Genomic DNA, 25,386 nt, shown 5'->3' with positions numbered 1-25,386 from the left:
AAGAAAACTTGTAACGGAGCGTGTTTTTGTGGCGAGCGGGCTTGCCCGCTCGCCACAAATCTCGGCCAGACGTAAACCCTGGACTGTCCGCGACAGTGCTCTCAAACGCCCCGATAGCGCTTCAAATGCTCGCCAATCTTCGCTGCCGGCACCTTCTGCAACTTACACAACCAATCATGGGACACCCCCTGCACCCCATGCTTGTCGCGCAACTCGCCAGCCATATGCGCCAGCAGATTCGCCGCCATCTCGGCATCGGCCATGGCCCGGTGCGCCTGGCCCGTATTCGGCAAGCGGGCGAACGCCGTCAGCGTACCCAGCTTGTGATTCGGCGCCGACGGCATCAAGCGCCGCGCCAGCAGCAACGAACAGGCAAAGTTCTGCAACCGGGTACGCTTGATCCGCCCCAGCTCGAAGTCCCAGAACTTCTGGTCGAACGCGGCGTTATGCGCCAGCAACGGGGTGGTACCGACGAATTCGTTGACCTCGTTCATCACCCGCTCCGCCGACGGCGCGGTACGCAACATGGCGTTGCTGATGCCGGTCAGCTGTTCGATAAACGCAGGCACGCGCACGCCGGCGTTCATCAAACTCTGGTAACGGTCGACGATGCGCCCCTGTTCCAGGATGACCACGGCGATTTCCGTAGCCCGGCACCCCGCGTTCGGCGTGATGCCCGTGGTTTCAAAGTCGATGACCGCAATACGTTCCAAAAGCCCAGCCCTTTGCAAAATCAGTTTCAGTTTCTCAACAACAACGCGCCTTCGATGGGCACGTAGCGGCTGGCGGCACGAATCAACGAGTTGGCCGTCAATCCCGGCACGCCATAGGCCACGGCTTCAACGCCGTGCTTGCCGATGATGCGCGTGAGCAGCAGGTCGAAATCGCCGTCGCCGGAAGCCAGCACCACTTCGTCGACATGGGGCGCCGCGTCCATGATATCGATGGTGATGCCCACGTCCCAATCGCCCTTGGCCGAGCCGTCGCTGCGCTGGATATACGGTTTGAGCTTCACCGTAAAACCCAGGTTGCGCAGAATCTGCTGGAACTGCTGCTGCTTGCTGTCACCGCGATCGATGGCGTAGGCATAGGCCTCGACGATCTCCCCGCGCTGGCTGATATCGGCCCACAGGGCGGCATAGTTGAAGTGGCAACCATAGGCCTGGCGAACGGTGTAGTAGAGGTTCTGCACATCGGCGAACACAGCGATTTTCTTCACCGCAAATCCTCATGGCGCAAAAGCGCACTGGCGGGTGATGACGAGCGCTCGGGAGCGATTAGGTGCGCAGTATGCCAGCCTGGGGGAAGGTTCAGCGAATATTCGACGGGGCTGGGGGGCTGGAGGAACAGAATTTCAGGAGTCGGGTCACCTGCAAAATTTTTTGCGGCCTCAGGGGCCTCTTCGTGGTGGTCCGGCGCTCCGGTGAATCCGGCCCCCACAATTTCCGCGTCGAATCGAAAGTCTGCATACGACCGAAAACCTGTGGGAGCGGTGCTTGCCCGCGAAAGCACCCTCAAGGCCGCCAAAAGCTTCGCGGGCAAGCTCCGCTCCCACAAGTGCGGAGTCGCTCCCCATTATCGGTCAGACGAAGGAGTCGTCGTCGCCAGAAAAGGACGAGCTGTCGTCATTGAAATCAGCGTCGGCGAAACCACCCTGGTTATTGCTGCCCCAGGAATCGTTGTTGGCCATGCGCTGCTCATCACCCCAACCGCCACCGTTGTTGCTCATCGGGCTCGGCTCGATGATTTCCTCGATGATCTGCGGTTGCTGCTGGTTGTGATGGAACAAGCTGCTGATACCTTCCGCCAGCATCACGCCACCGGCCACACCGGCTGCGGTTTTCAGCGCGCCACCGAGGAAACCGCTGCCGATAGGCGCCGCCGGAGCCGCCTGCTGTGGCGCGGGTTGGGCGTAGGCCGGTTGCTGATAGTTGGGTTGAGCGTTGTAGTTCTGCTGCGGTGGTGGCGCATTGAACCCAGGACGCCCCGGCTCACGCCAGCCGCCACCGGAGTTGCTCGGGGCCGGTGCGGGGGCCGGATCGCGGCCGCCACCGAAAATGCTCGACAGGAAACCACCGCTGCTCGGCGCCGGCGCGGCGCCCTGGGCACGGGCCTGCTGCAACTCGTCCTGTAGCTGCTGCACCTGCGCCTGCAATTGCTTGTTCTGTTCGTCAAGGCTCTTGAGCGCATGCTCTTGCACCAGGATCGACTGGGTCATGTAGTACGGCGCGGCCGGTTGGCGAGTCAGGTGTTCCTTGATCCGCGCTTCGGCCAGGGCGTCACGCGGGGCTGAATCCGTTCCGGCTTGCTGCAACCGTGAAAACAGTCCATCGATCAGGGTTTGCTCTTCGCTGTTCATGGCGACCTCATTAGATTGCCGGGTAGAAATCGATCGCCCCGACCCAAGCGGGTCCAGGCGTCCCTCAGTTATGGGGTTGTTACCGGAAGTTTCAATAGTCCTTACCTAACGTTTACATTTGAGTGTCGGCCCGCGCCATCGGTTAAAGTGATGCCCTGCCTCAGCCTGCGCGATAGACAATCGATGAACCCGTTCAATGTAATCCGTGACTCCCTGTACTTTTTCCAGCGCAACCTGCGCCAGATCGCCCTGCTCTGCCTGCCGCTGGTGATCTTCGAAACCCTGCTCCAGCAACTGCTGGACAACGCCGTGGGCCCGGATGCCTCGCCGGCCTACGGGCTGGTGTCCGGGTTGCTGGTCTATCCACTCTATACCGCGGCGCTGATCCTGTTTCTCGATGCCCGCAGCCGTGGCGAAACCCCGGCCAACCGTGACCTGCTGGCCATGTCCCTACGCCTGTGGCCGCGTTTTGCGCTGTTGTCGGCGGTCAATACCATCGCCATCGTGCTGGGCCTGTCGCTGTATTTCATTCCCGGCATCTGGCTGACCGTGGTGCTGGCCTTCTCCGAATACCTGCTGGTGCTGCGCGGGCGCGAGCCGCTGCGGGCGATGAAGGAGAGCTTCGCCTTGAGCCGCGGCCACTTCTGGCTAATCTTCACCTGCATTCTGTGTGTCATGGGGCCACTCTGGCTGCTCAAGGGGTTGAGCCTGAGTGTCTACCCGGCGCCACAGAACCCGGTATTGATGCTGATCATCGACAGCGCCCACAGTTTCCTGCAACTGTTCAGCAGCGTCGTCTTGTTCCGAATCTACATGCTGATCGGTGAAAATTCCGCTAAAGACTGAACCGAGGCCCATGACCCGTCTATTACGTTACCTGGTGGCCGGCCTGCTGATTGTCACGGGCCTGACCGCCCTGCTGGTCTACAGCCTGACCTGGCGTCCGGAAGAGCGCGAAACCCTGCCGGTGCGCTGCACCGCCGAGGCCCCGGTGCTGGTCCCGGGCCAGGCCCTCAAGGTGATGACCTGGAACCTCCAGTACCTGGCGGGCAAACGCTACGTGTTCTGGTACGACCTGCCCGACGGTAGCGGCCCGGACGAACGTCCGACCCCGGAAGACATGGCCTTTACCCTGGATGAGGTGAGCCGGGTGATCCGCGACGAGCAGCCGGACATCGTGCTGTTGCAGGAAGTCGACGAAAACGCCAAGGCCAGCGCCTACCAGGATCAGTTGAAATTGCTCCAGGAACGGCTCGCGGACCTGTATCCCTGCAGCTCTCAGGCGTTCGACTGGAAAGCCGACTTTGTCCCGGACCGGCATATTTTCGGCAGCGTCGGGCGCAAACTGGCGACCTTGAGTCGCTATCAGGTCGAACACGCCGAACGCCAGCAACTGCCGCTGGCCTCGGGCAATCTGCTCAAGCGGCAGTTCAAGCCGCGCCCGGCCCTGCTGGTGAACTACCTGCCGTTGAGCGACGGCGGGCAACTGGCAGTGGTCAATACGCAACTGGGGGCCTACGCCCAGAACGACACCCAGCTACAGCAAGTGCGGATGACCCTGCAATTGCTCGACAAGTTCGAGAGCCAGGGCACGCCCTGGCTGATCGGCGGTGATTTCAACCTGCTGCCGCTGGGCCAGTATCTGCGCCTGCCGCCACGCTTGCGCGGCGGTTACTCGGCGGACAGCGAGCTGCATCTGCTGTGGGACAAGTACCCGATGATCCCGAGCAACAACGAAGCCAGCGGCATAGACCGTGAGCAGTGGCTGTCGTACTACCCGAACGATCCCGACGTCAGTGGGCCGGATCGGACCCTGGATTACTGGTTCTACAGTTCCAAGCTCAAGCGGGTCGAGGCACAGGTACGCCAGGACGACACCTTGACGATTTCCGATCACTTGCCGGTGCTGGCGCGGTTTCTGTTGCCGGCGGCTTTGTAGGAGCCGGCTTGCTGGCTCCCCCAGAAAGCCCATCGCTCGGCCAAGCCAGACACAGCTTGTATTCTTGATGCGGCACCAGTTGCCCCCTGCTTCCTTGACTTTTCCAGGGTCGCTGTCAAAGATGATCAGAGGGAGATTATCGTCCGGGCAGCTCTGAAAGCCCGAGCGACCACGGAGAAACTGGAGGTTGTCATGCCCAACGTCTCGATCGCACTCGTCAAGGAAAGTAACAAGCGGCTCTCGTCGACTGCCAGGAAGGATGTCGTTGCTCGCTCCTCGAAGCTATCCAAAGAAACCATCAATGACATGATGAAGCGGGCGTACGAACGCCTGTCTCGTTGACGGCGGGATTTTCATTCTTTGTCCGCGCACCCATCAGTCGAGATGACACCTCAAGCGTCATCTCCCGCTGACCTTCCTCACACTCCAGCTCACTCCTCCACAGCAACCTCACCTGCCAGTTCGTTACCGTTCAACGTCTTCAACAAGATGGTTGAGGCTGATGAGGATTTCCTGGGCCTGCTGGCCTACGCACTGTACAAGCGCCATAAAATTGAATGGCTTCGAAGTCAGGACAGCGATAATCACGATGCATTCAAACAGATCGCCTGCACCCCACAGCAAGTCAGGATGTATCGAGATAGAGCCGAGCAGTTGGCAAAAAACTTCATCGACGAGTCGCTTGATCAACTCGGTGCGGAGATGAAAGAGACCATCGCCAATGGCGTTATCGTTGCCAAAATCGAGAGCCTTAAGCCCGGCTTCTGGCGTTCCCTTGGAAACCATACTCTGAGTGGCATTGCCTCTGTCGCCGTGGCGCTGGCACTGTTCGGGCTGTTCACGCTCTATTCGAGCTACCAGGAAAATGGTGGCCTGGAAGGACGCATCAAGCAGATGACCGCTCCCTTACAGCCCTCCCCTGCCAACCAGCCGCAAGGTTGAGAGCACTCCTGGCCACATCCTGAAAACCTGACCCGCTCAACCCGTCGCGCCCTCAGGTCCCCCTGGGTTTTGCCCGAGCAGTGGCCTCTGCTACCAAGGGATCGTCCGGCCAGTAATGCTTTGGATAACGTCCCTTGAGGTCCTTCTTCACTTCGGCGTAGGTGCTGCGCCAGAAGTTCGCCAGGTCCTGGGTCACCTGCACCGGCCGACGGGCCGGCGACAGCAGGTGCAGTTTCACCACCTGACGACCACCGGCAATCCGCGGGGTCTCGGCCAGGCCAAACAATTCCTGCAGGCGCACCGCCAGAATTGGCGGCTGCTCACTGTAGTCCAGGCGGATCGACGAGCCCGAGGGCACGCTCAGATGGTGTGGCGCCAGCTCATCCAGGCGCTGCGGCAACGGCCAGGGCAACAGGCTGTGAAGGATCCCGGCCAGTTCCAGGTTGGCGAAATGACTGAGCCGCGAGACCCGCCCCAGATACGGTTTGAGCCACTGCTCCAGGGTCGCCAGCAAGGTCTTGTCGCTGACATCCGGCCAGTCACTCTTGCCCGCCCCGGCCAGGTCCAGCTGGCGTAACAAGGCCACCCGCGCCTGCCATTGGCGCAGTTCCGGGGTCCAGGGCAACAGCTCCAGGCCCTTGCGCCGGACCAGGTTGACCAGCGCCTGGCTACGCGCCGCCTCGTCCAGCCCGGTCAAGGGTTCGCGACCGAGGATCAGCTCGCCGACCTTGCGCTGGCGCTCGGCCCGCAGCACGCCTTCGCGCTCGTCCCAGTCCAACTGGTCGACCGTGCTCACCTGCTCGGCCAGCACAGTGTCGAACAGGCCCGGATCGAACTCCGCCGCCAGGTAGATACGCTCTTCGCGCTGGCCCTGGCGGCTGCCCAGGTCGGCCACCACCAGCCAGGGCTGTTTCATCAGGCTGTCGGTTTCACTGAACAAGGCCGCCCGGCCATTGGCCAACCGGTACTCCGCGCCACCTTCGCGGCGCTGTTGCGCGACCCGATCCGGGTACGCCAGGGCCAGCAACGCCCCGAGCCAGCGCGGGTGATCCGGGTCGGCGACCGGCTCGCTCGCCGTGCCGCGCAAGTAGCCGCGATACTGTCGCGCCAATTGTCTTGCCCGCTGCACACCGCCCTGGGCGCCACGTGCCACGCGCTCTTCACCCGCCAACAAAGCCAACCGCGTGTGCAGGTCGGCCCCGCCGCCGCGCTGGATATCCCGCTCGCCCAGGAGTGCCGCCACATCGCAAGCCATGCTCGCCAGCCCCAGCGCCTGACCGCGCAAAAGCAAATGAGCGATACGCGGATGCGCCGGCAACTCGGCCATGGCCTGGCCATGGTTCGTCAATACGGACTCGGCGCCGGCCTTGTCGGCCAGCGCACCAAGTCGCTGCAACAGGTCCTGCGCCTGGGCATAAGCAGCCGCCGGCGGTGCGTCCATCCAGACCAACTCGCCGGGCGCCACACCCCAGCGCGCCAGTTGCAAGGCCAATCCAGCCAGGTCCGCCTGGAGAATTTCCGCGCTGCCGTAGGCCGCCAACTGCTCATGCTGAGCCTCGGACCACAACCGATAACATACCCCCGGTTCCAGACGCCCGGCGCGACCCGCACGCTGGGTGGCGCTGGCCCGGGAGATACGCTGGGTGTCAAGGCGGGTCATGCCGCTGCCCGGATCGAAACGCGGCACCCGCGCCAGCCCGGCGTCGATCACCACCCGTACGCCATTGATGGTCAGACTGGTTTCCGCGATGTTGGTGGCCAGCACCACCTTACGCTTGCCGGCCGGCGCCGGCTCGATGGCCGCGCGCTGGGCCGCGAGGTCCAACTCGCCATGCAGCGGGCACAGCAGCACATCGGCCCGCCCACCGAGGCTCTCCTCCAGTTGCTGATGCACCCGGCGGATCTCCGCCTGCCCCGGCAAAAACACCAGCAGGCTGCCGTGCTCGGCGTCCAGCGCCTCATGCACCGTCTGCACCACCCGAGGTTCGATAAACTCGCCGGGCTGAAAGGCCCGGCTCCAGCGCAGGGTCACCGGGAACATGCGCCCTTCGCTACGGACCACCGGCGCGTCGTCCAGCAGGCCGGCCAAGCGTTCGCCTTCAAGCGTGGCGGACATCAGCAGGATCTTCAGCGGCTGTTCGTCACGAAACATCTGCCGCCCGTTGAGGCTCAGGGCCAGGGCTAGGTCAGCATCCAGACTGCGTTCGTGGAATTCGTCGAAAATCACCAGGCCGACACCTTCAAGGGCCGGGTCGTCATTCAGGCGACGGGAGAGAATGCCTTCGGTGACCACTTCGATGCGCGTCTTCGGGCCGACCCGGCTTTCCAGGCGAATGCGATAGCCGACGGTTTCGCCGACCTTTTCCCCCAGTTCGCTGGCCAACCGCTCGGCCGCCGCCCGGGCCGCCAGGCGCCGGGGTTCAAGCATCAGGATGGTTTGCCCGGCCAACCACGGCTCGTTCAGCAGCGCCAGCGGTACCCGAGTGGTTTTACCGGCCCCCGGCGGCGCCTCCAGCACCGCCTCGTGGCGCTCGCCCAACGCCTGGCGCAGGGCCGGCAATACTTCATCAATCGGCAACGAATTCATGGTGGCTCCCAGGCTGACCGCGAATTATACGGCGAACCCGACAGGCCTCCAAAGCTAAAGGACTCGCGACTCAGACCTTGAAGTGCGCAATCAGCCGATGCAGCTCCCGGGTCATGCCCGCCACTTCATCGCTGACCTGCACGGTCATGCGCGCCTCGCTGGCATTGCTTTCACTCAAGGCGCGGATTTCCAGGGTGTTGCGCTCCACGCCTTCCACCACTTGCGCCTGCTGTTCGGCGGCCGAGGCAATTTGCAGGTTGTGATCGATGATGTCCCCCATCGCCTGGGTAATCGCCTGGAAACTCTGCGCCGTAAGGGTCACTTCTCCGACCCGGGTCGAGGCACTGGCGTGGCTGCTCTTGATCGTCCGCACCGCGTTGCCGACCTGCTGTTGCAGGCTTTCGATGGTGTGCTGGATATCCCCGGTCAGCGCCTGGGAGCGTATCGCCAGATGGCGGACTTCATCGGCGACCACCGCAAAGCCGCGGCCCTGCTCGCCAGCTCGGGCAGCTTCGATGGCGGCGTTGAGCGCCAGCAAGTTGGTTTGCTCGGAGACGCTGCGGATCTGCCCGACGGCTTGGGCGATCGCCCGGCTCTGCTCGTCCACGGCCTGGATAGCCAACAACGATTGGTCCATTTCAGCGAACAACTGGTGGATCCCGGCCGCGGCGGAACCGGCATGGCGGCTGCCCTCGCGACAGGTATCGCCGACCCGGCTGGCGCGCTGCGCGGTTGTCTGGGAGGCACGACTGACCTCCTGCACGCTGCTCACCAACTCGCTCATCGAGGTGCCGATCAGCGCCAGCTCCGCGCCTTGCCGGTCGGCGCTGCGCCGGCTGGCACCCGCGCTTTGGCTCAGGTCCTCGGCCTTGCCCTGGGTGGTGGACGAGAACCCGCTGACCTGTACGATCAATTCGGCGACGCTGACGCGCATCCGATTGAAATCCTCGGCGAGATCGCCCACCTCGTCCCGTGCCTGAACCCGCAGCACCTGGACCAGGTCACCGGCGGCCAAGCGGCGCATGGCCTCGCGGATACCGCCAAGCGCTTCGCGTACCGACAGGAAGAAGCCGCAAAACAAATAAAGGATCACCAGCACGATAGCGCTGAGCAGCACCGCGCAACTGGCCAGACGCTCCTGGCGGCTCGAGACCCTCTCACGCAACAGCGCCGCACTGTCCTCGACCACCGTCGTGAAGGCCGCATCGAGCTTTTCGACGCTGGGTTGGTAGTGGTCGAAGCGCTCTTGCCAGTGCTCGATGGAGGCTTCGTCGTAGGCGCCGCTCTGGGAATAGGGCTCGACAATGCTGCTCGTGTACAGCGCCCGCGCCTCCCGCGCCGCTTCGGCCATCAACCGGCGCGCGCTCGGATTGTCGGCCGCGCCACCCGCCTCGACATAAGGTTCCAGCAGCCCGGGCTGGCTCACCACCGTGGCCCGTGAAGCAGACTCCAGAAAACCATACGCGCTGATATAAGCCGCGTAACCCCGGGTTTGCGCCAGCGTGGCGTAAAGCGGCAGGATCTCGCTGATCAGCAGGTCGGTCGCCCGGTACAGCCGTGGGTCGCCGTCCATGCTCAAGCGCGAATCGGCGCCGATTTCCTTCAAGGTCGCCAACTGCGCCAGGGCGGCGCGGGTTTCGTCTGCGTAAAGGCCGCTGAGCACCTGGTTGGCTTGCGGCACGCCCAGGTTGGCCGAGGGATCACCGACCATGAAACGTCTTACGGCAAAAGGGGTATGGCCCAGCCAGTCGTCAAAGGTTTGCCCGGCCTGTTCCAGGTGGCGTCGCCCGGACTCTATGGCGGCAACACTGTCGGGCTTGTTGCGGGCATGGCTCAGCACATGCAAAGCGGCCAGGTCGAGGGCCGCCTTATAGGCCGGCAAAGCCGCTTCGAAAGCCCGCAACCCCTGTAACTCGCGCTGCGCGCCCTGCAGCTCGGCCGCCAGCATCGCGAGCTTGTCGAAGGCCAGCCAACCGAACGGCGCCATGAACAGCAGAAAGATCAGGCAGAATTTTTGCAGGTAGCGCGCCCGATTCATCAGCGCCAATACAGGTTTGAACATAAGCGGTTCCTCGACTGCGTGGCTGGGAACGAACGTCGCTCAGTCTTCCTCGGACGACTCGCCGGCATCCAGCGCCAGGGCGCCTTGCGGAGATCAGGTGGGACGTGTCCATCCTAGTGGCCAGAGGCCCCGAAGCAGTTGGAGGCTTTGCACGAATGATTGAAGATTTGCGACATTCAGCGGCGGCGCGGCAAAGCCTGGCTGAACGCCTTGCTCAGCGCCTGACCCGGCGCCGGGTACAAAGCCGGCAAGACTTCATCAATCGGCAACGACTTCAGGGTGGCTCCCAGACAGAGAGCCGGGTATAACGGCGAACTGCCCGGTCTTAATCGTGGTCTTAACAACTGATCCAGACGCGGCCATCAGTGGCTTCACGTTTCCTTCAGGAGATACCCATGCGTATTGCTTCCCGTGTTATCGGCACCGTTCTGGCTGCCACCCTGCTGACCCAACTGAGCGCTTGTGGCTCGATTTTCTACCCGGACCGCCGTGGCCAGATCGAGGGGCGGATCGACCCACTGATTGCCGGCCTCGATGCCGTCGGCATCCTGTTCTTTGTCATCCCAGGCCTGATCGCGTTTGGCGTCGACTTCGCCACCGGCGCCATCTACCTGCCCCAGGGCAAGACCGCGCAAATCGCCCCGGAAAAACTCCAGGAGGCCATCACCGCCGATGGCCAGGTCGACAACCTCAAGTTGCAGGCGATTCTCAAGACCGAACTGCACCAGACCCTGCCGCTGAACGACCCGCGCCTGATCCAGCAAAAAGGCAATCTGCAACAGCTGGCGATGTACAACCTGCGCCCTGCGGCCTGAGTCCATGGCCACTGAAAGAGGATCGCCACGCTCATGACCAGCAGCACAGAACACGCCCGCCTGTTACGTCTGGCTACCCGGGCGTCGATGGCGGTGGCCTGCACCCTGATCGTGACCAAGGCCATCGCCTGGTGGCTGAGCGGTTCGGTGAGCATGCTCGCCGGGCTGACCGATTCGCTGCTCGACGGCGTCACCTCGTTTCTCAATCTGCTGGCGGTGCACTACGCGCTGCGTCCGGCCGATAACGATCACCGTTACGGGCACGGCAAGGCCGAATCCCTGTCGGGCATGGCCCAGGCACTGTTCATTTCGGTGAGTGCGGTACTGATCGCGATCCAGGCGTTCGAGCGGCTGAAAAACCCGGAGCCGATCGGTGCGCCGTGGATCGGTATCGGGGTGATCCTACTGTCGCTGATCCTGACCGGCGGGTTGCTGCTGTTGCAGCACAAGGTGGTCCGCGCGACAGGTTCCACCGCCGTGCGCGCCGACTCCCTGCACTACCGCTCGGACCTGCTGCTCAACGGCAGCATCCTGCTCGCGCTGGTGCTCGCCAGCTTCGGCTGGCCGCAGGTGGACGCCTGGTTCGGCCTGGGGATCTCGGTCTACATCCTGTGGAGCGCGATCCAGATCGGCCGCGAAAGCTTCGCGGTGCTGATGGATGAGGAATTGTCGCCGGACATCAGCCAGCACATGCTGGAGCTGGCCTGCGGTGTACCCGGGGTGCTGGGTGCCCACGACCTGCGCACACGGATCTCCGGTAACCGCTGGTTTGTGCAGTTACACCTGGAGCTGCCGGGAGAGTTGACCTTGTCGGTGGCTCACGGCCTGAGTGACCAGGCCGCCGATGCCATCCATGCCGCCTACCCGCAGGCCGAGGTGCTGGTGCACGCCGACCCACGGGAAGTGGTCACGCCGCGTCAATAACCGCTTAGTAGTTGACCTGGTAACCGCGGCTGCTCAGGCAATTGCCCTGAGCCTGGCGGTAAGCCTGGACCACCGCCGGTGCCGGCGCATAGGTCACGTTGGCCGGGTCAAAGCCGCTTTGCTGCACCGCCCAGCGATAGCAATCCTCGCCGTCCTGCTGGACCTGCTGCGGACTCTGGCCGTTGACCGGATACGCCACCACATCGTAGCCGTTGCCTTCCGGCTCCGGTGCCACCTGCGGCGCGGCCGCCGGTGGATCGACCACCACGTAGTCCTGGGTATCTTCCTGGTAGAGGTAATAGGCGCCGGCCGCGAGGAAAAACAGCGAACCGCCGATCCAGACTTCCCGCGCATAGTCGGGCAGGTAGCTGGTGCGAATGCCACGGGGCGGGTCGACGACGACGTAGCGTTCGCCCTGCGGACGATACCAGTAGCCACCGGAGAAGAAATAGTCCCGGCCACGGTACGGCACCCGCCAGTTGCGATCGGGGAAACGGTCGATCACATAACCAGGGCGATATTGCGGGCCAGAGCCCCAACCGTTGCCGTGGCCATCGGGACGCCCCGGCCAGCGACGATCGTCGTGGTGCTCGAAGTTGCCACCGGGACGATTGTTATTGTTGCCGCCTTGCCAGCTCGGGTTGTTGCCGTTGCGCCGGGGAATATCGGAATAGTTGCCACGCAACGGTTCCTGGGTCTGGCGCACGCTATCGGGGTGCGGCTGGATCGGCAGGTTGTTCTGCGGTGCCGGGCGCGGCGCCTGATTGGGCTCGTTCTGCGGCGGGCGGCCTTGCCATTGGCCGCCCGCGTTCTGGTCGTGCCGCTCGAAACGCTGATTGTTTTCCGGGCGAACCTGGGGGGCGGGCGCAGGAGCAGCCGGACGGGGTTGCGGCGCCTGGGGACGGACTTCAGGGGCTGGTGGCCGCGGAGCGGGCGCCGGAGGACGGACTTCGGGGGCTGGTGGCCGCGGAGCGGGCGCCGGGGGGCGAACTTCAGGGGCTGGTGGCCGTGGGGCCGGGGCTGGGGGACGCGGTTGATTGTTTTGCGGGCGTCCCTCATTGCCTCCCGGACGACCTTCAGGGCGATGTTCACCCTCATGTTTCTGATTTTCATCACCCTGGTTTTCTGCCAGCGCTTGCGCACCAACACTCATACAGAGCAAGCCAACACCTGCCAGACGCCAGATGCGCGATTTCATTCCATTCCTCACTGCGGTTCAGGGCTTAACCATAAGACTGGGAAAGCGGACTCCGGTTCTGTGACACTGTACCAGTCGTGTAACTTATTTTTCGCCCATTAAAAAAGGGAGACCCGTCGGCCTCCCCTTGAGAACTTCGTCCGTGCTCGGCGCTTTTGACGCCGGCTCACTTCACACCGTCTTCTGGACAGCGTGTAGCCCGGTGGCCGGCGCAACCCTGTGGGATTGTCGGCCGCGGCTGGCCTGATTCGGCGGGCCGCAGTGGACTGGAGTGTCTGTCTCGAATGTGAACGAGCTTGCGAGACAGGACACTGGTCCGGGCAGTGATTCTGGTGATAAGCATAGGCTCGGGGCGGCGGCACAGGATTGCGAATATTGCTTAAATAAACATGTCTTGCGCAATTTTTAACTTAAGATAGATAATTTACCGCAATAGTTATTAGAAAGGCCTAACTGATGAGCAAACTCGACCGATACGACCTGAGCATTCTGGCGGAATTGCAGCGCGATGCCCGCATCTCCAACCAGGAACTGGCCGAGCGCATCGGCTTGTCGCCGTCGCCCTGTTCGCGGCGGGTCAAGCAATTGGAGGACGACGGTTATATCGCCCGTCAGGTGGCCTTGCTCGACCGCAAGATGCTCGGCCTGAGCCTGACCGCCTATGTGCTGATCGGCATGGACCGGCATACCCCGGAGCGCTTCGAAAACTTCGAAGCGGCCATCCGCACCCTGCCGCAGGTGCTGGAGTGCAGCCTGGTGACGGGGATGGACGCCGACTATCAGTTGAAAGTGGTGGTGCCGGACATGGACCACTACCAGAAACTGCTGCTGGGGCACCTGACACGTATCGAAGGGGTGACCAGCGTGCGCTCCAGCTTTGTGCTGAACCAGGTGCTCAACAGCACGGAGTTGCCGCTGACCCATTTGCGCAACTGATCGCTGCGCTCGCGCTCACCTGTAGGAGCCGAGCTTGCTTGCGATCGGGCGCGTAGCGGCCGCAATCCGGCTGACTCGGTGTGCCAGATGCAGCGCATGCACAAGCTTTACGACTGCTGCGCAGCCGATCGCGAGCAAGCTCGGCTCCTACAGGTCCCCGGTCGATAGATAGAGCGCTTTATTGCCCGAGATCAGATGCGCTTGTGCGAGTGGCGTATAATTGATCGATTTTCCACCCCGCTCGCGCTGGAGAGGTTTCGATGGATCCCGCCGTTTTCGAAGAGTGGATGATGACCGGTCTGGTCAGCATCCTGATTATTTTCATGGGCTTTATCGTCTGGGACCTGGCGAAAAAATCCAAGGCCGGTCGCTTCGGCACCTTTATCCTGTTCTTCGTCCTGGGACTGGGCATCGTCGCGTTCGTGATCAAAAGCGTGGTGATCGGGCTGATCGAGTCCGGGTCGCTGTAACGCAGTGCCCCGCTACAAGCGCGCCGGCACTTCTCGCCACTGACCTTGATCCAGGCCGTCCAGGGTCCAGTCGCCGATGCGCACGCGCACCAGGCGCAAGGTCGGCAAGCCTACTGCGGCGGTCATGCGCCGGACCTGGCGGTTACGCCCCTCACGAATGATCAATTCCAGCCAGCAGGTGGGAATGCTCTGGCGAAACCGCACCGGCGGGTTGCGCGGCCACAGCCCGGGGTCGTCGATCTGTCGCGCCTGGGCGGGCAAGGTCATGCCGTCGTTCAATTCCACGCCTTTTTGCAACTGTTCGATCTGCTCGGCGCTCGGCACACCCTCGACCTGCACCCAATAGGTTTTCGCCAGTTTGTGCTTGGGATCGGCGATGCGCGCCTGGAGTTGGCCATCGTTGGTCAGCAACAGCAGGCCTTCGCTGTCGCGGTCCAGCCGGCCGGCGGGGTAGACGCCGGCCACGTCGATAAAATCCTTGAGGGTCGCGCGCCCTTCGCCTTCGCTGAACTGTGTCAGCACATCGAAGGGTTTGTTGAACAGGATCAGCTTGGGTTCGGCCGGCGCGGCCTTGGCCACCCGACGCGGCGCGACAGGTGTTTTCGCGGCCGCACGGCGCACGACGGGACGGGGTTGACGAGACATGGCAAGAGGACATCTGAGAATCAGGAGCCGCCATGCTAGGGCGTGCCAGCCATTATTTCCAGAAGTGCGTCCACAGATTCATTGGCTGCTACATTCTCAAGGCCGCCAAAAGCTTCGCGGGCAAGCTCCGCTCCCACAGTGGGGTTTGTGTCGACCACAGGCCTTGTGTCCGACACAAAACCTGTGGGAGCGGAGCTTGGCCGCGAAGAGGCCCTCAAGACCGCTGAAAATCAGCGTGCTTAACGAAACGGCGGCTCGTCAAAGCTGCGCAGCTTGCGCGAATGCAGCGAATGCAGCTCGGTGCGCAGCAGGTCCACCGCCGCGATGCCGATCTTCAAGTGCTGGCTGACCGCCCGCTCATAGAAGGCGTTCGCCGAACCCGGCAGCTTGATTTCGCTGTGCAACGGCTTGTCCGAGACACAAAGCAAGGTGCCGTAAGGTACCCGCAGGCGATACCCCTGGGCGGCGATGGTGCCGCTTTCCATGTCCACGGCCACGGCGCGGGACAGGTTGATCAACGGCCGTTCCTGGGCCCAGCGCAGTTCCCAGTTGCGGTCGTCGTAGGTCAACACGGTGCCGGTGCGCAGGCGCTTCTTCAAATCGTCGCCACGTTCGCCGGTGACGTTGGCCGCCGCCTGCTGCAAGGCCATCTGCACTTCGGCCAGGGCCGGGATCGGGATATTCGGCGGCACCACCCGGTCGAGAATCCCGTCGCGGCGCATATAAGCGTGGGCCAGCACATAGTCGCCGATGGTCTGGGATTGGCGCAGGCCGCCGCAGTGGCCGATCATCAGCCAGCAATGCGGGCGCAGCACCGCCAGGTGGTCGGTGATGTTCTTCGCGTTGGACGGGCCGACGCCGATATTCACCAGGGTCACGCCATGGCCATCGGCGGCCTGCAAGTGGTAAGCCGGCATCTGGTAGCGGTGCCAGACCACAGCGGCAGCCACGGCCTGAGCCTCGTCGTATGCCATGCTCTGGTCGATGATCACGTTGCCCGGCAACACCATGCGCACGAAACGCGGGTCGTCACGCAGCTGTTGCAGGCCATGAAGGATGAACTGGTCGACATAGCGGTGGTAGTTGGTCAGCAGGATCCACGGCTGCACATGGCGCCAGTCACTGCCGGTGTAATGCACCAGGCGGCGCAGGGAAAAATCCACCCGGGCGGCGTCGAACAGGGCCAGGGGCAAGGGCGAGGTGTTTTCCCAGTCGTGCAGGCCATCGGCGATGTCATCGGTGGCGGCCGACAAATCGGTGCTGGGGAACACCCGCGCCAGGGCCGAGGCGGTGACGCCGGAGCCGGCCAGTTCATCGCCCTGCTCGACCACGTAGGGGTAAGGAATGTTCTGTTCGCTGACACCCACTTCCACCGTCACGGTGAAGTCGCGCATCAGCGGCACCAGTTGTTCCAGCAGGTATTTGCGAAACGCCGCCGGGTGCGTGACGGTAACACTGTAGGTGCCCGGCAACTGGACCTTGGCGTAGGCCCGGGTGGTGGCGGGGACTTCACCCTGATAGGTGTAGGTCAGGCGCAGTTCAGGGTAGCGGAACAGGGCTCGCTGCTCGGCGTCAGGTTCGACTCGATCCTTGAGGTAACGCTTGAGCGCCTGGCTCAGGGCGCTGGTGGCACGCTCGTGGAGTTCGGCCAGACGGTCCACGGCTTGTTCGGGGGATTGCACGACAATAAAAGCTTCGGTCACGGAGAGCATCCTGTCTTCTGATGTTGCAGACCTTCATCTTGCCTGCAACAGCGTCGGACGGGAACAGTGGCTTATCAGACCGCCGCATATGCCTGCACGCGGAGCCTCAGGCAGACACCGTACTTTCGGGGCCTGGGCTTGACGGTATTTTGCGCTGAAACACCGTACCTGTAGGAGCCAGCTTGCTGGCGATTGCGATGTCACACTCACCAGCGCTATCGCCAGCAAGCTGGCACCTACAGATCAACGTCAACCCAAACGGTATCTGTCGTGTCAGAATCCCTGCGGCGTCGAGCGGGCAACAATGGCCTCGACATTCACCCCACGGGGCAAGGTGCCGTAGACCCGCCCCCCGGCTGCCAGCCGACTGGCGATAAAGCCATCGCTGACCTCGGCATTGCCCGCCTCCAGCAACAACTTGGCCTGCAACGCCAGGGCGATGTCTTCGGTCAATTGCCGGGCGCGGTACTGGATATCGTGGGTGTCGGTAAACGCCAGCTTCAAGTGCTCGATATGCCGGGCCAGGCGCTTGTCGCCATGGCCATCGCCCAATTCGCTGAACAGCACTTCGAGGACGCCTGGCTCCTTGGACAGCGAACGCAGCACATCCAGGCACTGTACGTTCCCCGACCCTTCCCACGTCGAGTTGACCGGTGCCTCGCGGTACAACCGCGGCAGGATGCTGTCCTCCACATACCCCGCGCCGCCCATGCACTCGGCGGCCTCGTTGATCATCGCCGGAGCGCGCTTGCAGATCCAGTATTTGCCCACGGCCGTCACCAGCCGGGCGAACTTCGCCTCATGTTCATCCCCCAGGCGATCCAGCGCCCGGCCCATGCGCAGGCTCAAGGCCAATGCCGCCTCGCTCTCCAGCGCCAGGTCGGCGAGCACGTTCTGCATCAACGGCTGTTCGCTGAGCACGCGGCCACCGACCAATCGATGGGCACAATGATGGCTGGCCTGGGTCAGCGCCTGACGCATCAAGGCACTGGAACCGACCATGCAGTCGAAACGGGTCATCGCTACCATCTCGATAATGGTCGGCACGCCGCGCCCTTCCTCGCCGATCATCCAGGCCAGGGCGCCACGGAATTCGACTTCGCTCGATGCGTTGGAGCAGTTGCCCAGCTTGTTTTTCAAACGCTGGATATAGAACTGGTTGCGGCTGTCATCCGGGCGGTGGCGCGGCAGCAGGAAACAGGTCAGGCCCTTGTCGGTCTGGGCCAGGGTCAGGAAAGCGTCGCACATCGGCGCCGAGCAGAACCATTTGTGTCCCACCAGTTCGTAAGGCTGCCCCGGGCCGCCAGCGCCGACGGGATAGGCCCGGGTGGTGTTGGCGCGCACGTCGGTACCGCCCTGCTTCTCGGTCATGGCCATACCGATGGTCGCCCCGGTTTTATGGGCGATGCCGATATTGCGCGGATCGTATTGGCTACTGAGGATGCTCGGCAGCCATTGTTCGGCGATATCCGACTGCAGGCGCAAGGCCGGCACGCAGGCGAAGGTCATGGTCAGCGGGCAACCGGTGCCAGCTTCGGCCTGGCTGTGCAGGTAGGTCATGGCGGCGCGGGCGACATGGGCGCCCTCCTGCGGGTCGGTCCAGGGCAACGACGGCAGGCCATGCTCGACGGCCGTGCGCATCAGTTGGTGATAGGCCGGGTGGAACTCCACCAGGTCCTGGCGATGACCATAGCGGTCATGGCTGACAAACACCGGTTTGTTCTGATTGGCGAGAAACCCCGCCTCCATCAGCGGCCCGCCGGCCAGCGCGCCATAGGCCTCGATCCGCGACTCGGCCCAAGCGGCACCGAAACGCCGCGCCCACTCTTGCAGCGGCCGGTCGATATGATAGAGGTTGGTCCCGTCCAGCGACGGTGGCTGGTTGGTGACCTCATGGGTTTCGGCGTATTGATGGAGGTTCATATCGGGCTCCTTTGAGAAGTGGCTTCGCAGAGAAAGGCCAGGGAACCCAGTGAATCACGCGTGCCACCGCGAAAAAAGTGACATAAGCGCCTAAGTACCGGCGCTTTCCCCCTCTACCGAAGTCAGCAGGCAACGGGCCAGCAGACTCTTCAACTCCTCGAAACGGACCGGCTTGTACAAGGTGTCCGTAACGCCAGCCGCCAGGCAACGCTCGCGCTCCGTGGCGTCGGTCGAGCTGACCAGAGCCAGGATCGGCAGCTCGGTGCCGCCAGGCAGTGCCCGCAACTGCCGGCAGAGCAGCAGCTGGTCCGCCGGTTGCGCCGGATAATCGAGCAGCAGCGCATCCACGGCCTGCCCGTGCAGCACATCGAGCGCGGCCCGGGCGTCGGCCGCGGTGAACACCCGATAGCCCAGCTTGAGCAACATGCCGCGCACCACCAGTTGGCTGACGTTGTTGTCATCCACCAGCAACAGGCTGCAGTCATAGGAGTAACGCGCGGCCGACGACAGCGAGGGGCGTACCGCCCGCGGAATCAACGCCTCGACCTCCACCTCAAGCTGGAAGCGGCTGCCCATGCCCGGCTCCGACTGATGGGTGAGGTGGCCGCCGAGCAAGTCGATCAACTGCCGACAGATCGCCAGGCCAATCCCCAGGCCGCCGTACTCACGGGTCATCGAACCATCGAGCTGGAAGAAACGCTGATAGAGCGTGGCTTCATCCAGGTCGCTGAAACCGATACCGCTGTCGATCACCGCGAACGACAGCGCCCATTGCTGCTCCGCGACCTGCCGGCCATGTACCCGCAGCACCAACCCGCCTTCACGGGTGAACTTGATGGCGTTGTCCACCAGGCATTCCAGGCACTGCATGATCTTCTGCGCGTCGCCATGGAGGCTGTCCGGCACATCGTCGTCCACTTCAATGGCGAAATGCAGGCCCTTGCCCTGGACGCGACCGGCGAACTGCTCCTGCAGGCCATCGAGCAAACGGCGCAGGCCGAACGATTGGGCACTGAGCTTGAGCCGGCCGGCCTGCAACTCGGTCAGGGTGAGAATGCCATTGACCATGCGCATCATGTCCCGGGCGGAAGCGGCCGCCGTCTGCTGGTATTGCGCCAGTTCCGAGTCCAGTTCCAGGGTTTGCATCAGCTCCAGGGAGCCGATCACACCATTCATCGGGGTGCGCAGCTCATGGGTGACGGTGGCGAGGAATTCGTCCTTGAGACGGTTGCTGTTGGCCAATTCGCGGTTCAGCCCTTCCAGCTTCTGCCCGGACTCGAGCAAGGTCTGCGCCTGCTGCTCGCGCATGGTATTGATCCGGTCGGCCAGGGCCAGGGACAACAACCCGACCTCCAGGGCCGAGCCGATCTGGCTGGCGTACATGGTCAGGAACACGTTCGGCAGGTAGCCCAGCACCATCAGGGTATTGACCAGGCCGCCGAGCAGGAACGCCGACCAGGCAATGATGAAGTAGCGCGCCACCCGCAATCCGCAATACCAGGCACTGATCCCGGCGACGAAAATGGTCACGGTGAACGCCAGGGCCAGGAGGGTCGCCAGGCGCAGAGCCAGGGCATAGCCGGTCAGCAACGACAGCGCCGTGACCACCGCGCTGTAGGTCATCAATAGCAGCAACAGCCGGTCCAGCCAGCGACTGTGGGCGGCCGTGTGCAGGAAGCTGCGGGTGAACTGGCAACCGAAGAAACCCGCCAGACCGATAAAGAATGGCGTCGAGGCGTTGGCCCACCAGGGGCTGTTCGGCCAGAAATACTGCGCCGCGGCACCATTGACCGATAGCTGATAGAAGCCGAACGAGGCGATATAGAAGATGTAATAGAGGTAGCTGGTGTCGCGCACGCTGAGGTAGATGAACAGGTTGTAGACCAGCATCCCCAACAGCACACCATAGATCAGCCCGAGGACATACAGGCGCACCGGTTCGTCTTCGAGGTAGGCCTGCATCGACCAGAGGGTCAGTGGCGCCTGCATCGAGCCTTCGGTTTGCAGCCGCAGGTAGACGGTCTTGCTTTCCCCGGGGGCAAAGTCCAGCTCGAACAGATAGTTGTTCTGCTTGATCGGCCGGCTGACGAACGGCAATTCATTACCGCTGCGTTGGGCCAGGCGGTAGCCGCCATTGGCGTTCGGCACATAGAGTTCGATGTGTTTCATCGGCGGATAGGCCAGCTCCAGCAACCAGATGCGCCGGGCGCCGGGATCCTTGGGGACGTAGCTCAGGTCGACCTTGAGCCAGTACGCCGACAGCGTGTAGCCGGCATTGAGCGAGGCCTTGTTGTGCGAATGAAACTGTGCGGCCATGGCGGGCGAGGCAATCTGCGCGATATCGGCCTGGCCGCTCGCGTCTTCGAACACCTGCATGACCCGGCCCAGAGGCAGACTCTGAGTGGACTCATCAAACTCGACTGCACTCGCCAACAGCGGCAGCCAGCTCAACAAAATCAGCAGCAAATAGCGCATACAGCCCCAGCATGGCCAATCAAGTCGCGTCAGGAGCCCCCCTTCCCTTTGAGACGACGTGAAACTTCATGGCCTGTTATTCGTTTGGATCCACTCTAGCATAGCCACTGATGGCTAAAACACACCATTGAAACATTTTATCCAAAGGCTCTAGAACGGGCGTCCCAGCAGACAATTTGGCTGCCTGACGAAGGGTTATCGGCCGCGCTGAAAAAACCTTCAGGGTGTAAATTCAACGCCGGGCGGACGATCCCGAAAAAAGCGTTTGGTGGTAAGCTCGCGCACCATGAATACCTATAGCTCGCGTCCCGTTGTCCTCTGTCTCTCCGGCCACGATCCCAGTGGCGGTGCCGGTCTCCAGGCAGATATCGAAGCCCTGCTCGCCCAGGGTTGCCATGCCGCTCCCGCGGTCACCGCGCTGACCGTGCAAGACACGGTCAACGTCAGCGACTTCCGCGTGCTCGACCGTGAGTGGGTGTTGGCCCAGGCCAATGCCGTGCTCAACGATTCGACCGTGGCGGCCGTCAAGCTGGGCATGCTCGGCTCCCTGGAAATGGTCGACACCGTGGTCGAACTGCTCCTGGCGCACCCGCACCTGCCGCTGGTCTGCGACCCGGTGCTGCGCGCCGGCGGCGGCGGACGCCTGGGCAAGGATGAAGTCGGCTATGCCATGCGCGAACGCCTGCTGCCACTGGCGACCATTGCCACCCCCAACCTCCCTGAAGCGCGCATCCTCGCGGAATTGCCCGACGGCAGCGCCGACGAATGCGCGGAAAAACTCCTGCCGTTCTGCCAACACCTGTTGATCACCGGCGGACATGGCGACGAAGACGAAATCCACAACCGCCTGTACAGCCGCGACGGCAGCCGCCAGACCTTCAAATGCCAGCGCCTGCCCGGCAGCTATCATGGCTCCGGCTGTACCCTGGCGAGCACCCTCGCCGGGCGCCTGGCCCTGGGCGAAGGCCTGGTCAGCGCCGTGCAGACCGCGCTGAACTACACCTGGCGGACCCTGCGCGATGCCGAGCAACTGGGCAAAGGCCAGTTCGTGCCCCGACGCCTGCCGCTGGATTTCTGCTCGTAACTTTCAGCGCTTCCCAACACCCCGAGGCTGACCCGATGAAACTACGCGGCCTGTATGCCATCACCGATAGCCAGTTGCTGGCCGGCAAGTTCCTGTCTTATGTCGAGGCAGCTCTGGATGGCGGCGTGACCTTGCTGCAGTACCGCGACAAAAGCACCGACGAGGCCCGTCGCCTGCGAGAGGCCGAGGCCCTGCGGCTGCTCTGCGAACGCTACAAGACCCGCCTGATCATCAACGACGACGCCGAACTGGCGGCGCGGCTGGGGGTCGGCGTGCATCTGGGGCAGACCGACGGCCCGCTGACGCCGGCCCGTGCGCTGCTCGGCAGCCGGGCCATTATCGGCTCTACCTGCCATGCCCAGCTTGAACTCGCCGAGCAGGCGGCCCGGGAAGGCGCCAGCTATGTCGCCTTCGGGCGTTTCTTCAATTCCACCACCAAGCCGGGCGCACCTGCCGCTGACGTGGCCCTGCTGGAACGCGCCCGCCCGCGGCTGCAACTACCGATCGCGGTGATCGGCGGCATCACTCTGGACAACGCCGCCCCGCTGGTGGCCCACGGTGCCGACCTGCTGGCCGTGATCCATGGCCTGTTCGGTGCCGACAGCACCCGGGAAGTGACCCGCCGCGCCCAAGCCTTCAACGCCCTCTTCACTTCATGACTCCTGAGAGCCTGCCCATGTCTCGTTCCGAAACCCTGTTTGCCAGTGCCCAGAAGCACATCCCCGGTGGCGTCAACTCACCAGTTCGCGCGTTCAAGAGCGTCGGCGGCACGCCGCTGTTCTTCAAGCACGCCGAGGGCGCCTATGTCACCGATGAAGACGACAAGCGTTATGTCGACTACGTCGGCTCCTGGGGCCCGATGATCCTCGGTCACAGCCACCCGGACGTGCTCGACGCCGTGCGCAAGCAACTGGAACACGGCTTGTCCTACGGTGCGCCGACCGCCATGGAAACCGAGATGGCCGACCTGGTCTGCTCGATCGTGCCGTCAATGGACATGGTCCGCATGGTCAGCTCAGGCACCGAAGCGACCATGAGCGCCATCCGCCTGGCCCGTGGCTTCACCGGCCGTGACGACATCATCAAGTTCGAAGGTTGCTACCACGGCCACTCCGACAGCCTCCTGGTCAAGGCCGGCTCCGGCGCCCTGACCCAGGGTGTACCGAGCTCGGCCGGGGTCCCCGCGGACTTCGCCAAACACACCCTGACCCTGCCGTTCAACGACCTCGACGCGGTCGAGAAGAGGCTTGGCGAAGTCGGCCGGCAAGTGGCCTGCATCATCGTCGAGCCAGTGGCCGGCAATATGAACTGCGTGCCGCCGGCACCCGGTTTCCTCGCGGGCCTGCGGACCCTGTGCGACCAGCACGGTGTGGTGCTGATCTTCGACGAAGTGATGACCGGTTTCCGTGTCGCCCTCGGCGGCGCCCAGGCCCACTACGGCGTCACACCGGACCTGAGCACCTTCGGCAAGATCATCGGCGGCGGCATGCCGGTGGGCTGCTTCGGCGGCAAGCGCGAAATCATGTCCTGCATCGCCCCGCTGGGCCCGGTCTACCAGGCCGGGACCTTGTCCGGTAACCCGCTGGCCATGGCCGCCGGCCTGACCACCCTGCGCCTGATCAGCCGCCCGGGCTTCCATGCCGAGCTGAGCGACTACACCAGCCGCCTGCTCCAGGGCCTGCAAGAACGCGCCGACGCGGCCGGCATCCCGTTCGTGACCACCCAGGCCGGCGGCATGTTCGGCCTGTACTTCAGCGGCGCCGACGACATCGTCACCTTCGACGACGTGATGGCCAGCGACGCCGAGCGCTTCAAGCGCTTCTTCCACCTGATGCTCGACGGCGGCGTGTACCTGGCACCGAGTGCCTTCGAAGCCGGCTTCACCTCCATCGCCCATGGCGAGACCGAGCTGAAACTGACTCTGGATGCCGCTGAAAAGGCTTTTGCCGCACTGAAGTAACCGATGTCCCCGACGTCGGTTTCAGCCGACGTCGGTTTTCCCGCCTAAACTTCCCCTGTTTCCTACCGTCCTCTGTGCAGATACTTGCAAAACAAGCGCATATAGCGCCCGCGCAGCAGAAAAACGAGTAAAGACTTTGTAAGGTGGCCCCCGCTTATTTCATAATGCGCGCCATAGTCATCCCCTGGCCGGGTCCGCCCGCCCTTCAGAGGTACGTCGATTCCCATGAACCGCACCGGCCGCGCCCTTGCCTTGGGCTGCCTGTTGCTCCTTCAGCCGCTGCTGGCACAGGCAGGCGGTAACTCGTTGTTGATCCCGGCGATGGGCCGTTGCACCCTCAACTCCCAGCCACAGGACCTCGCCGAGGCCCTGGCCGCCTGTGAAGAAGCGGCAAAGGGCGGCGATGCGCAAGCGCAATACGAGTTGGGCGAGTTCTATCACGACAGCAAAAACCCGCAACATGACCTCAATAAGGCCCTGAGTCATTTCGAACAGGCGTCCCTGCAGGGTCACGCCCAGGCGCAGTACCAGCTCGGTATCATGTTCTACAAGGGTGAGGGTGTGCCGGCCAATAACGTCCAGGCCTATATCGTGCTGAAGATGGCGGCGGTCAACGGCGCCGAGGATGCGCTGGACACGGCGGATGAGGTCGCGGCGCAGATGCCCCGTGACCAGTTGGAGATAGCGACCCAGGTGCTGGGGCAGATCTTCCGCAAATACCTGCTGGAGTTGCAGACGGCTGACGGGCGGACGCCGTTTTCACCTCTTCCCTGAATCTGTAGCGTCTGGGCCGGCCTCTTCGCGGGCAAGCACCGCTCCCACGGCGGTTTCGATATGACCGACAATCAAGTCTGGACTCGGACGCGTACTGTGGGAGCGGTGCTTGCCCGCGAAGAGGCCCTCAAAGGCGCCACAAAACTCCCAGGCTCTTTTATTTATCGGGCATCGGCATCGGGAATGGCATCACATTGCTCATGCCACGTGCTTCGCTGATCTTAGGCGTGCCCAGGCGCTCGACCTCGTCGATGCGCACGATCGAATGCATCGGCACGAAACTGCGCACCACGCCTTCGAACTGGGCCTTGAGCTTTTCCTCGCCAGGATCGACCACCAGCTGAGTGCGCTCGCCAAAGACAAATTCTTCGACTTCCAGGAAGCCCCACAGATCACTCTGATAGATCTGCTTGGCGTACATTTCGAACACCTGGCCCTGGTTGAGGAAAATCACCTTGTAGATGGGGGCTTCACGTTTGGTCATGGTGGGCGGGCAACACATCGGGGGATAAAAAGAGGGCGCGAACTATAGCATAGCCGCCGAACGCACAGCGCTAGGAAGCAAGCGCGATGACCACTATAATACGCGG

Annotated in this window: 23 protein-coding genes and 1 pseudogene; 12 read left to right on the top strand and 12 right to left on the bottom strand. The window is 63.1% G+C overall.

Going from position 1 to position 25,386, the window contains the following annotated elements; genetic code table 11:
• Nucleotides 1-101: 101 nt before the first annotated feature.
• The 3 genes from AC07T0_RS27850 to AC07T0_RS27840 all read right to left on the bottom strand — a co-directional run bounded on the left by AC07T0_RS27850 (nt 102) and on the right by AC07T0_RS27840 (nt 2,359).
• Entirely contained in the window at nt 102-713 is a 612-nt protein-coding gene (locus AC07T0_RS27850; RefSeq protein ID WP_495004188.1) for a 3'-5' exonuclease, read from the bottom strand.
• 26 nt (nt 714-739) lie between these two features.
• Nucleotides 740-1,219 (bottom strand): NYN domain-containing protein, encoded by a 480-nt coding sequence (locus AC07T0_RS27845; RefSeq protein WP_248799413.1) that lies wholly within the window; start codon nt 1,217-1,219, stop codon nt 740-742.
• A gap of 363 nt (nt 1,220-1,582) precedes the next feature.
• Entirely contained in the window at nt 1,583-2,359 is a 777-nt protein-coding gene (locus AC07T0_RS27840) for a DUF2076 domain-containing protein (RefSeq protein WP_495004187.1), read from the bottom strand.
• 183 nt (nt 2,360-2,542) lie between these two features.
• Here AC07T0_RS27840 and AC07T0_RS27835 point away from each other — a divergent pair, with 183 nt between their 5' ends.
• From AC07T0_RS27835 to AC07T0_RS27820, 4 genes are all read left to right on the top strand, one after another.
• Entirely contained in the window at nt 2,543-3,205 is a 663-nt protein-coding gene (locus tag AC07T0_RS27835; protein ID WP_495004186.1) for a YciC family protein, read from the top strand.
• Nucleotides 3,206-3,215: 10 nt separating this feature from the next.
• Nucleotides 3,216-4,298, top strand: a complete 1,083-nt coding sequence (locus AC07T0_RS27830; protein ID WP_495004185.1) for an endonuclease/exonuclease/phosphatase family protein — start codon at nt 3,216-3,218, stop codon at nt 4,296-4,298.
• A 192-nt stretch (nt 4,299-4,490) separates the two neighbouring features.
• On the top strand, nt 4,491-4,640 hold the full coding sequence (locus AC07T0_RS27825) for a hypothetical protein (RefSeq protein WP_495004184.1): 150 nt from the start codon (nt 4,491-4,493) through the stop codon (nt 4,638-4,640).
• A 147-nt stretch (nt 4,641-4,787) separates the two neighbouring features.
• Nucleotides 4,788-5,240 (top strand): hypothetical protein, encoded by a 453-nt coding sequence (locus AC07T0_RS27820; protein ID WP_495004183.1) that lies wholly within the window; start codon nt 4,788-4,790, stop codon nt 5,238-5,240.
• Between the two features lie 52 nt (nt 5,241-5,292).
• Here AC07T0_RS27820 and hrpB read toward each other — a convergent pair whose 3' ends face one another.
• The 3 genes and pseudogenes from hrpB to AC07T0_RS27805 all read right to left on the bottom strand — a co-directional run.
• On the bottom strand, nt 5,293-7,827 hold the full coding sequence (gene hrpB, locus AC07T0_RS27815; protein ID WP_495004182.1) for an ATP-dependent helicase HrpB: 2,535 nt from the start codon (nt 7,825-7,827) through the stop codon (nt 5,293-5,295).
• 70 nt (nt 7,828-7,897) lie between these two features.
• Nucleotides 7,898-8,611 carry a methyl-accepting chemotaxis protein gene (locus AC07T0_RS27810; RefSeq protein WP_495004191.1) on the bottom strand — a complete coding sequence of 238 codons (714 nt, stop codon included), beginning with the start codon at nt 8,609-8,611 and terminating at the stop codon, nt 7,898-7,900.
• 150 nt (nt 8,612-8,761) lie between these two features.
• Nucleotides 8,762-9,178 (bottom strand): annotated as a pseudogene (locus AC07T0_RS27805) (HAMP domain-containing protein); the annotation flags it as partial.
• A gap of 1,106 nt (nt 9,179-10,284) precedes the next feature.
• On the opposite strand from AC07T0_RS27805, the gene pmcY reads away from it, so the two are divergent.
• Both pmcY and AC07T0_RS27795 read left to right on the top strand, forming a co-directional pair.
• Nucleotides 10,285-10,704 (top strand): periplasmic Zn2+ metallochaperone PmcY, encoded by a 420-nt coding sequence (pmcY, locus tag AC07T0_RS27800; protein WP_495004181.1) that lies wholly within the window; start codon nt 10,285-10,287, stop codon nt 10,702-10,704.
• 33 nt (nt 10,705-10,737) lie between these two features.
• Nucleotides 10,738-11,628 (top strand): cation diffusion facilitator family transporter, encoded by an 891-nt coding sequence (locus AC07T0_RS27795; RefSeq protein ID WP_495004180.1) that lies wholly within the window; start codon nt 10,738-10,740, stop codon nt 11,626-11,628.
• A gap of 4 nt (nt 11,629-11,632) precedes the next feature.
• Here AC07T0_RS27795 and AC07T0_RS27790 read toward each other — a convergent pair whose 3' ends face one another.
• Nucleotides 11,633-12,826, bottom strand: a complete 1,194-nt coding sequence (locus AC07T0_RS27790; protein WP_495004179.1) for a DUF6515 family protein — start codon at nt 12,824-12,826, stop codon at nt 11,633-11,635.
• A 456-nt stretch (nt 12,827-13,282) separates the two neighbouring features.
• Here AC07T0_RS27790 and AC07T0_RS27785 point away from each other — a divergent pair, with 456 nt between their 5' ends.
• Both AC07T0_RS27785 and AC07T0_RS27780 read left to right on the top strand, forming a co-directional pair.
• Nucleotides 13,283-13,762, top strand: coding sequence for an Lrp/AsnC family transcriptional regulator (locus AC07T0_RS27785; RefSeq protein ID WP_486084012.1), 480 nt, complete (start codon nt 13,283-13,285; stop codon nt 13,760-13,762).
• A gap of 260 nt (nt 13,763-14,022) precedes the next feature.
• Nucleotides 14,023-14,232, top strand: a complete 210-nt coding sequence (locus AC07T0_RS27780) for a DUF2788 domain-containing protein (RefSeq protein WP_495004178.1) — start codon at nt 14,023-14,025, stop codon at nt 14,230-14,232.
• A gap of 12 nt (nt 14,233-14,244) precedes the next feature.
• Here AC07T0_RS27780 and AC07T0_RS27775 read toward each other — a convergent pair whose 3' ends face one another.
• The 4 genes from AC07T0_RS27775 to AC07T0_RS27760 form a co-directional block, all read right to left on the bottom strand.
• Nucleotides 14,245-14,811 carry a pseudouridine synthase gene (locus AC07T0_RS27775; protein WP_495004190.1) on the bottom strand — a complete coding sequence of 189 codons (567 nt, stop codon included), beginning with the start codon at nt 14,809-14,811 and terminating at the stop codon, nt 14,245-14,247.
• 305 nt (nt 14,812-15,116) lie between these two features.
• Complete coding sequence (gene amn, locus AC07T0_RS27770) at nt 15,117-16,589, bottom strand: AMP nucleosidase (RefSeq protein WP_495004177.1); 1,473 nt, start codon at nt 16,587-16,589, stop codon at nt 15,117-15,119.
• A 264-nt stretch (nt 16,590-16,853) separates the two neighbouring features.
• A complete protein-coding gene (locus AC07T0_RS27765; RefSeq protein ID WP_495004176.1) occupies nt 16,854-18,503 on the bottom strand; it encodes an acyl-CoA dehydrogenase family protein in 1,650 nt (549 codons plus the stop codon).
• 90 nt (nt 18,504-18,593) lie between these two features.
• On the bottom strand, nt 18,594-20,978 hold the full coding sequence (locus AC07T0_RS27760; protein WP_495004175.1) for a hybrid sensor histidine kinase/response regulator: 2,385 nt from the start codon (nt 20,976-20,978) through the stop codon (nt 18,594-18,596).
• A gap of 286 nt (nt 20,979-21,264) precedes the next feature.
• Between AC07T0_RS27760 and AC07T0_RS27755 the strand changes: the two genes are divergently transcribed.
• From AC07T0_RS27755 to AC07T0_RS27740, 4 genes are all read left to right on the top strand, one after another.
• Nucleotides 21,265-22,062: a hydroxymethylpyrimidine/phosphomethylpyrimidine kinase gene (locus tag AC07T0_RS27755; RefSeq protein ID WP_495004174.1), complete on the top strand. Its 798-nt coding sequence runs from the start codon at nt 21,265-21,267 to the stop codon at nt 22,060-22,062.
• Between the two features lie 35 nt (nt 22,063-22,097).
• Complete coding sequence (gene thiE, locus AC07T0_RS27750; protein ID WP_495004173.1) at nt 22,098-22,721, top strand: thiamine phosphate synthase; 624 nt, start codon at nt 22,098-22,100, stop codon at nt 22,719-22,721.
• A 17-nt stretch (nt 22,722-22,738) separates the two neighbouring features.
• Nucleotides 22,739-24,022, top strand: a complete 1,284-nt coding sequence (gene hemL / locus AC07T0_RS27745) for a glutamate-1-semialdehyde 2,1-aminomutase (RefSeq protein ID WP_495004172.1) — start codon at nt 22,739-22,741, stop codon at nt 24,020-24,022.
• Between the two features lie 225 nt (nt 24,023-24,247).
• Nucleotides 24,248-24,796 carry a tetratricopeptide repeat protein gene (locus AC07T0_RS27740; protein ID WP_495004171.1) on the top strand — a complete coding sequence of 183 codons (549 nt, stop codon included), beginning with the start codon at nt 24,248-24,250 and terminating at the stop codon, nt 24,794-24,796.
• Between the two features lie 157 nt (nt 24,797-24,953).
• On the opposite strand, the gene AC07T0_RS27735 is transcribed toward AC07T0_RS27740, so the two are convergent.
• Nucleotides 24,954-25,280 (bottom strand): DUF1820 family protein, encoded by a 327-nt coding sequence (locus AC07T0_RS27735; protein ID WP_103495828.1) that lies wholly within the window; start codon nt 25,278-25,280, stop codon nt 24,954-24,956.
• Nucleotides 25,281-25,386 lie beyond the last annotated feature (106 nt).

Source organism: Pseudomonas sp. GW821-FHT04D07 (genome assembly GCF_059420225.1).
Note: the sequence above shows the minus strand (reverse complement) of the source record. Positions and strands in the feature narration are given on the sequence as shown.

Excerpts from the sequence above, each read along its gene's own strand:
- AC07T0_RS27840 (WP_495004187.1), bottom strand. The coding sequence starts at position 2,359 with ATGAACAGCGAAGAGCAAACCCTGATCGATGGACTGTTTTCACGGTTG.
- AC07T0_RS27835 (WP_495004186.1), top strand. The coding sequence starts at position 2,543 with ATGAACCCGTTCAATGTAATCCGTGACTCCCTGTACTTTTTCCAGCGC.
- AC07T0_RS27830 (WP_495004185.1), top strand. The coding sequence starts at position 3,216 with ATGACCCGTCTATTACGTTACCTGGTGGCCGGCCTGCTGATTGTCACG.
- AC07T0_RS27825 (WP_495004184.1), top strand. The coding sequence starts at position 4,491 with ATGCCCAACGTCTCGATCGCACTCGTCAAGGAAAGTAACAAGCGGCTC.
- AC07T0_RS27820 (WP_495004183.1), top strand. The coding sequence starts at position 4,788 with ATGGTTGAGGCTGATGAGGATTTCCTGGGCCTGCTGGCCTACGCACTG.
- hrpB (WP_495004182.1), bottom strand. The coding sequence starts at position 7,827 with ATGAATTCGTTGCCGATTGATGAAGTATTGCCGGCCCTGCGCCAGGCG.
- AC07T0_RS27810 (WP_495004191.1), bottom strand. The coding sequence starts at position 8,611 with ATGAGCGAGTTGGTGAGCAGCGTGCAGGAGGTCAGTCGTGCCTCCCAG.
- pmcY (WP_495004181.1), top strand. The coding sequence starts at position 10,285 with ATGCGTATTGCTTCCCGTGTTATCGGCACCGTTCTGGCTGCCACCCTG.
- AC07T0_RS27795 (WP_495004180.1), top strand. The coding sequence starts at position 10,738 with ATGACCAGCAGCACAGAACACGCCCGCCTGTTACGTCTGGCTACCCGG.
- AC07T0_RS27790 (WP_495004179.1), bottom strand. The coding sequence starts at position 12,826 with ATGAAATCGCGCATCTGGCGTCTGGCAGGTGTTGGCTTGCTCTGTATG.
- AC07T0_RS27785 (WP_486084012.1), top strand. The coding sequence starts at position 13,283 with ATGAGCAAACTCGACCGATACGACCTGAGCATTCTGGCGGAATTGCAG.
- AC07T0_RS27780 (WP_495004178.1), top strand. The coding sequence starts at position 14,023 with ATGGATCCCGCCGTTTTCGAAGAGTGGATGATGACCGGTCTGGTCAGC.
- amn (WP_495004177.1), bottom strand. The coding sequence starts at position 16,589 with ATGCTCTCCGTGACCGAAGCTTTTATTGTCGTGCAATCCCCCGAACAA.
- AC07T0_RS27765 (WP_495004176.1), bottom strand. The coding sequence starts at position 18,503 with ATGAACCTCCATCAATACGCCGAAACCCATGAGGTCACCAACCAGCCA.
- AC07T0_RS27760 (WP_495004175.1), bottom strand. The coding sequence starts at position 20,978 with ATGCGCTATTTGCTGCTGATTTTGTTGAGCTGGCTGCCGCTGTTGGCG.
- AC07T0_RS27755 (WP_495004174.1), top strand. The coding sequence starts at position 21,265 with ATGAATACCTATAGCTCGCGTCCCGTTGTCCTCTGTCTCTCCGGCCAC.
- thiE (WP_495004173.1), top strand. The coding sequence starts at position 22,098 with ATGAAACTACGCGGCCTGTATGCCATCACCGATAGCCAGTTGCTGGCC.
- hemL (WP_495004172.1), top strand. The coding sequence starts at position 22,739 with ATGTCTCGTTCCGAAACCCTGTTTGCCAGTGCCCAGAAGCACATCCCC.
- AC07T0_RS27740 (WP_495004171.1), top strand. The coding sequence starts at position 24,248 with ATGAACCGCACCGGCCGCGCCCTTGCCTTGGGCTGCCTGTTGCTCCTT.
- AC07T0_RS27735 (WP_103495828.1), bottom strand. The coding sequence starts at position 25,280 with ATGACCAAACGTGAAGCCCCCATCTACAAGGTGATTTTCCTCAACCAG.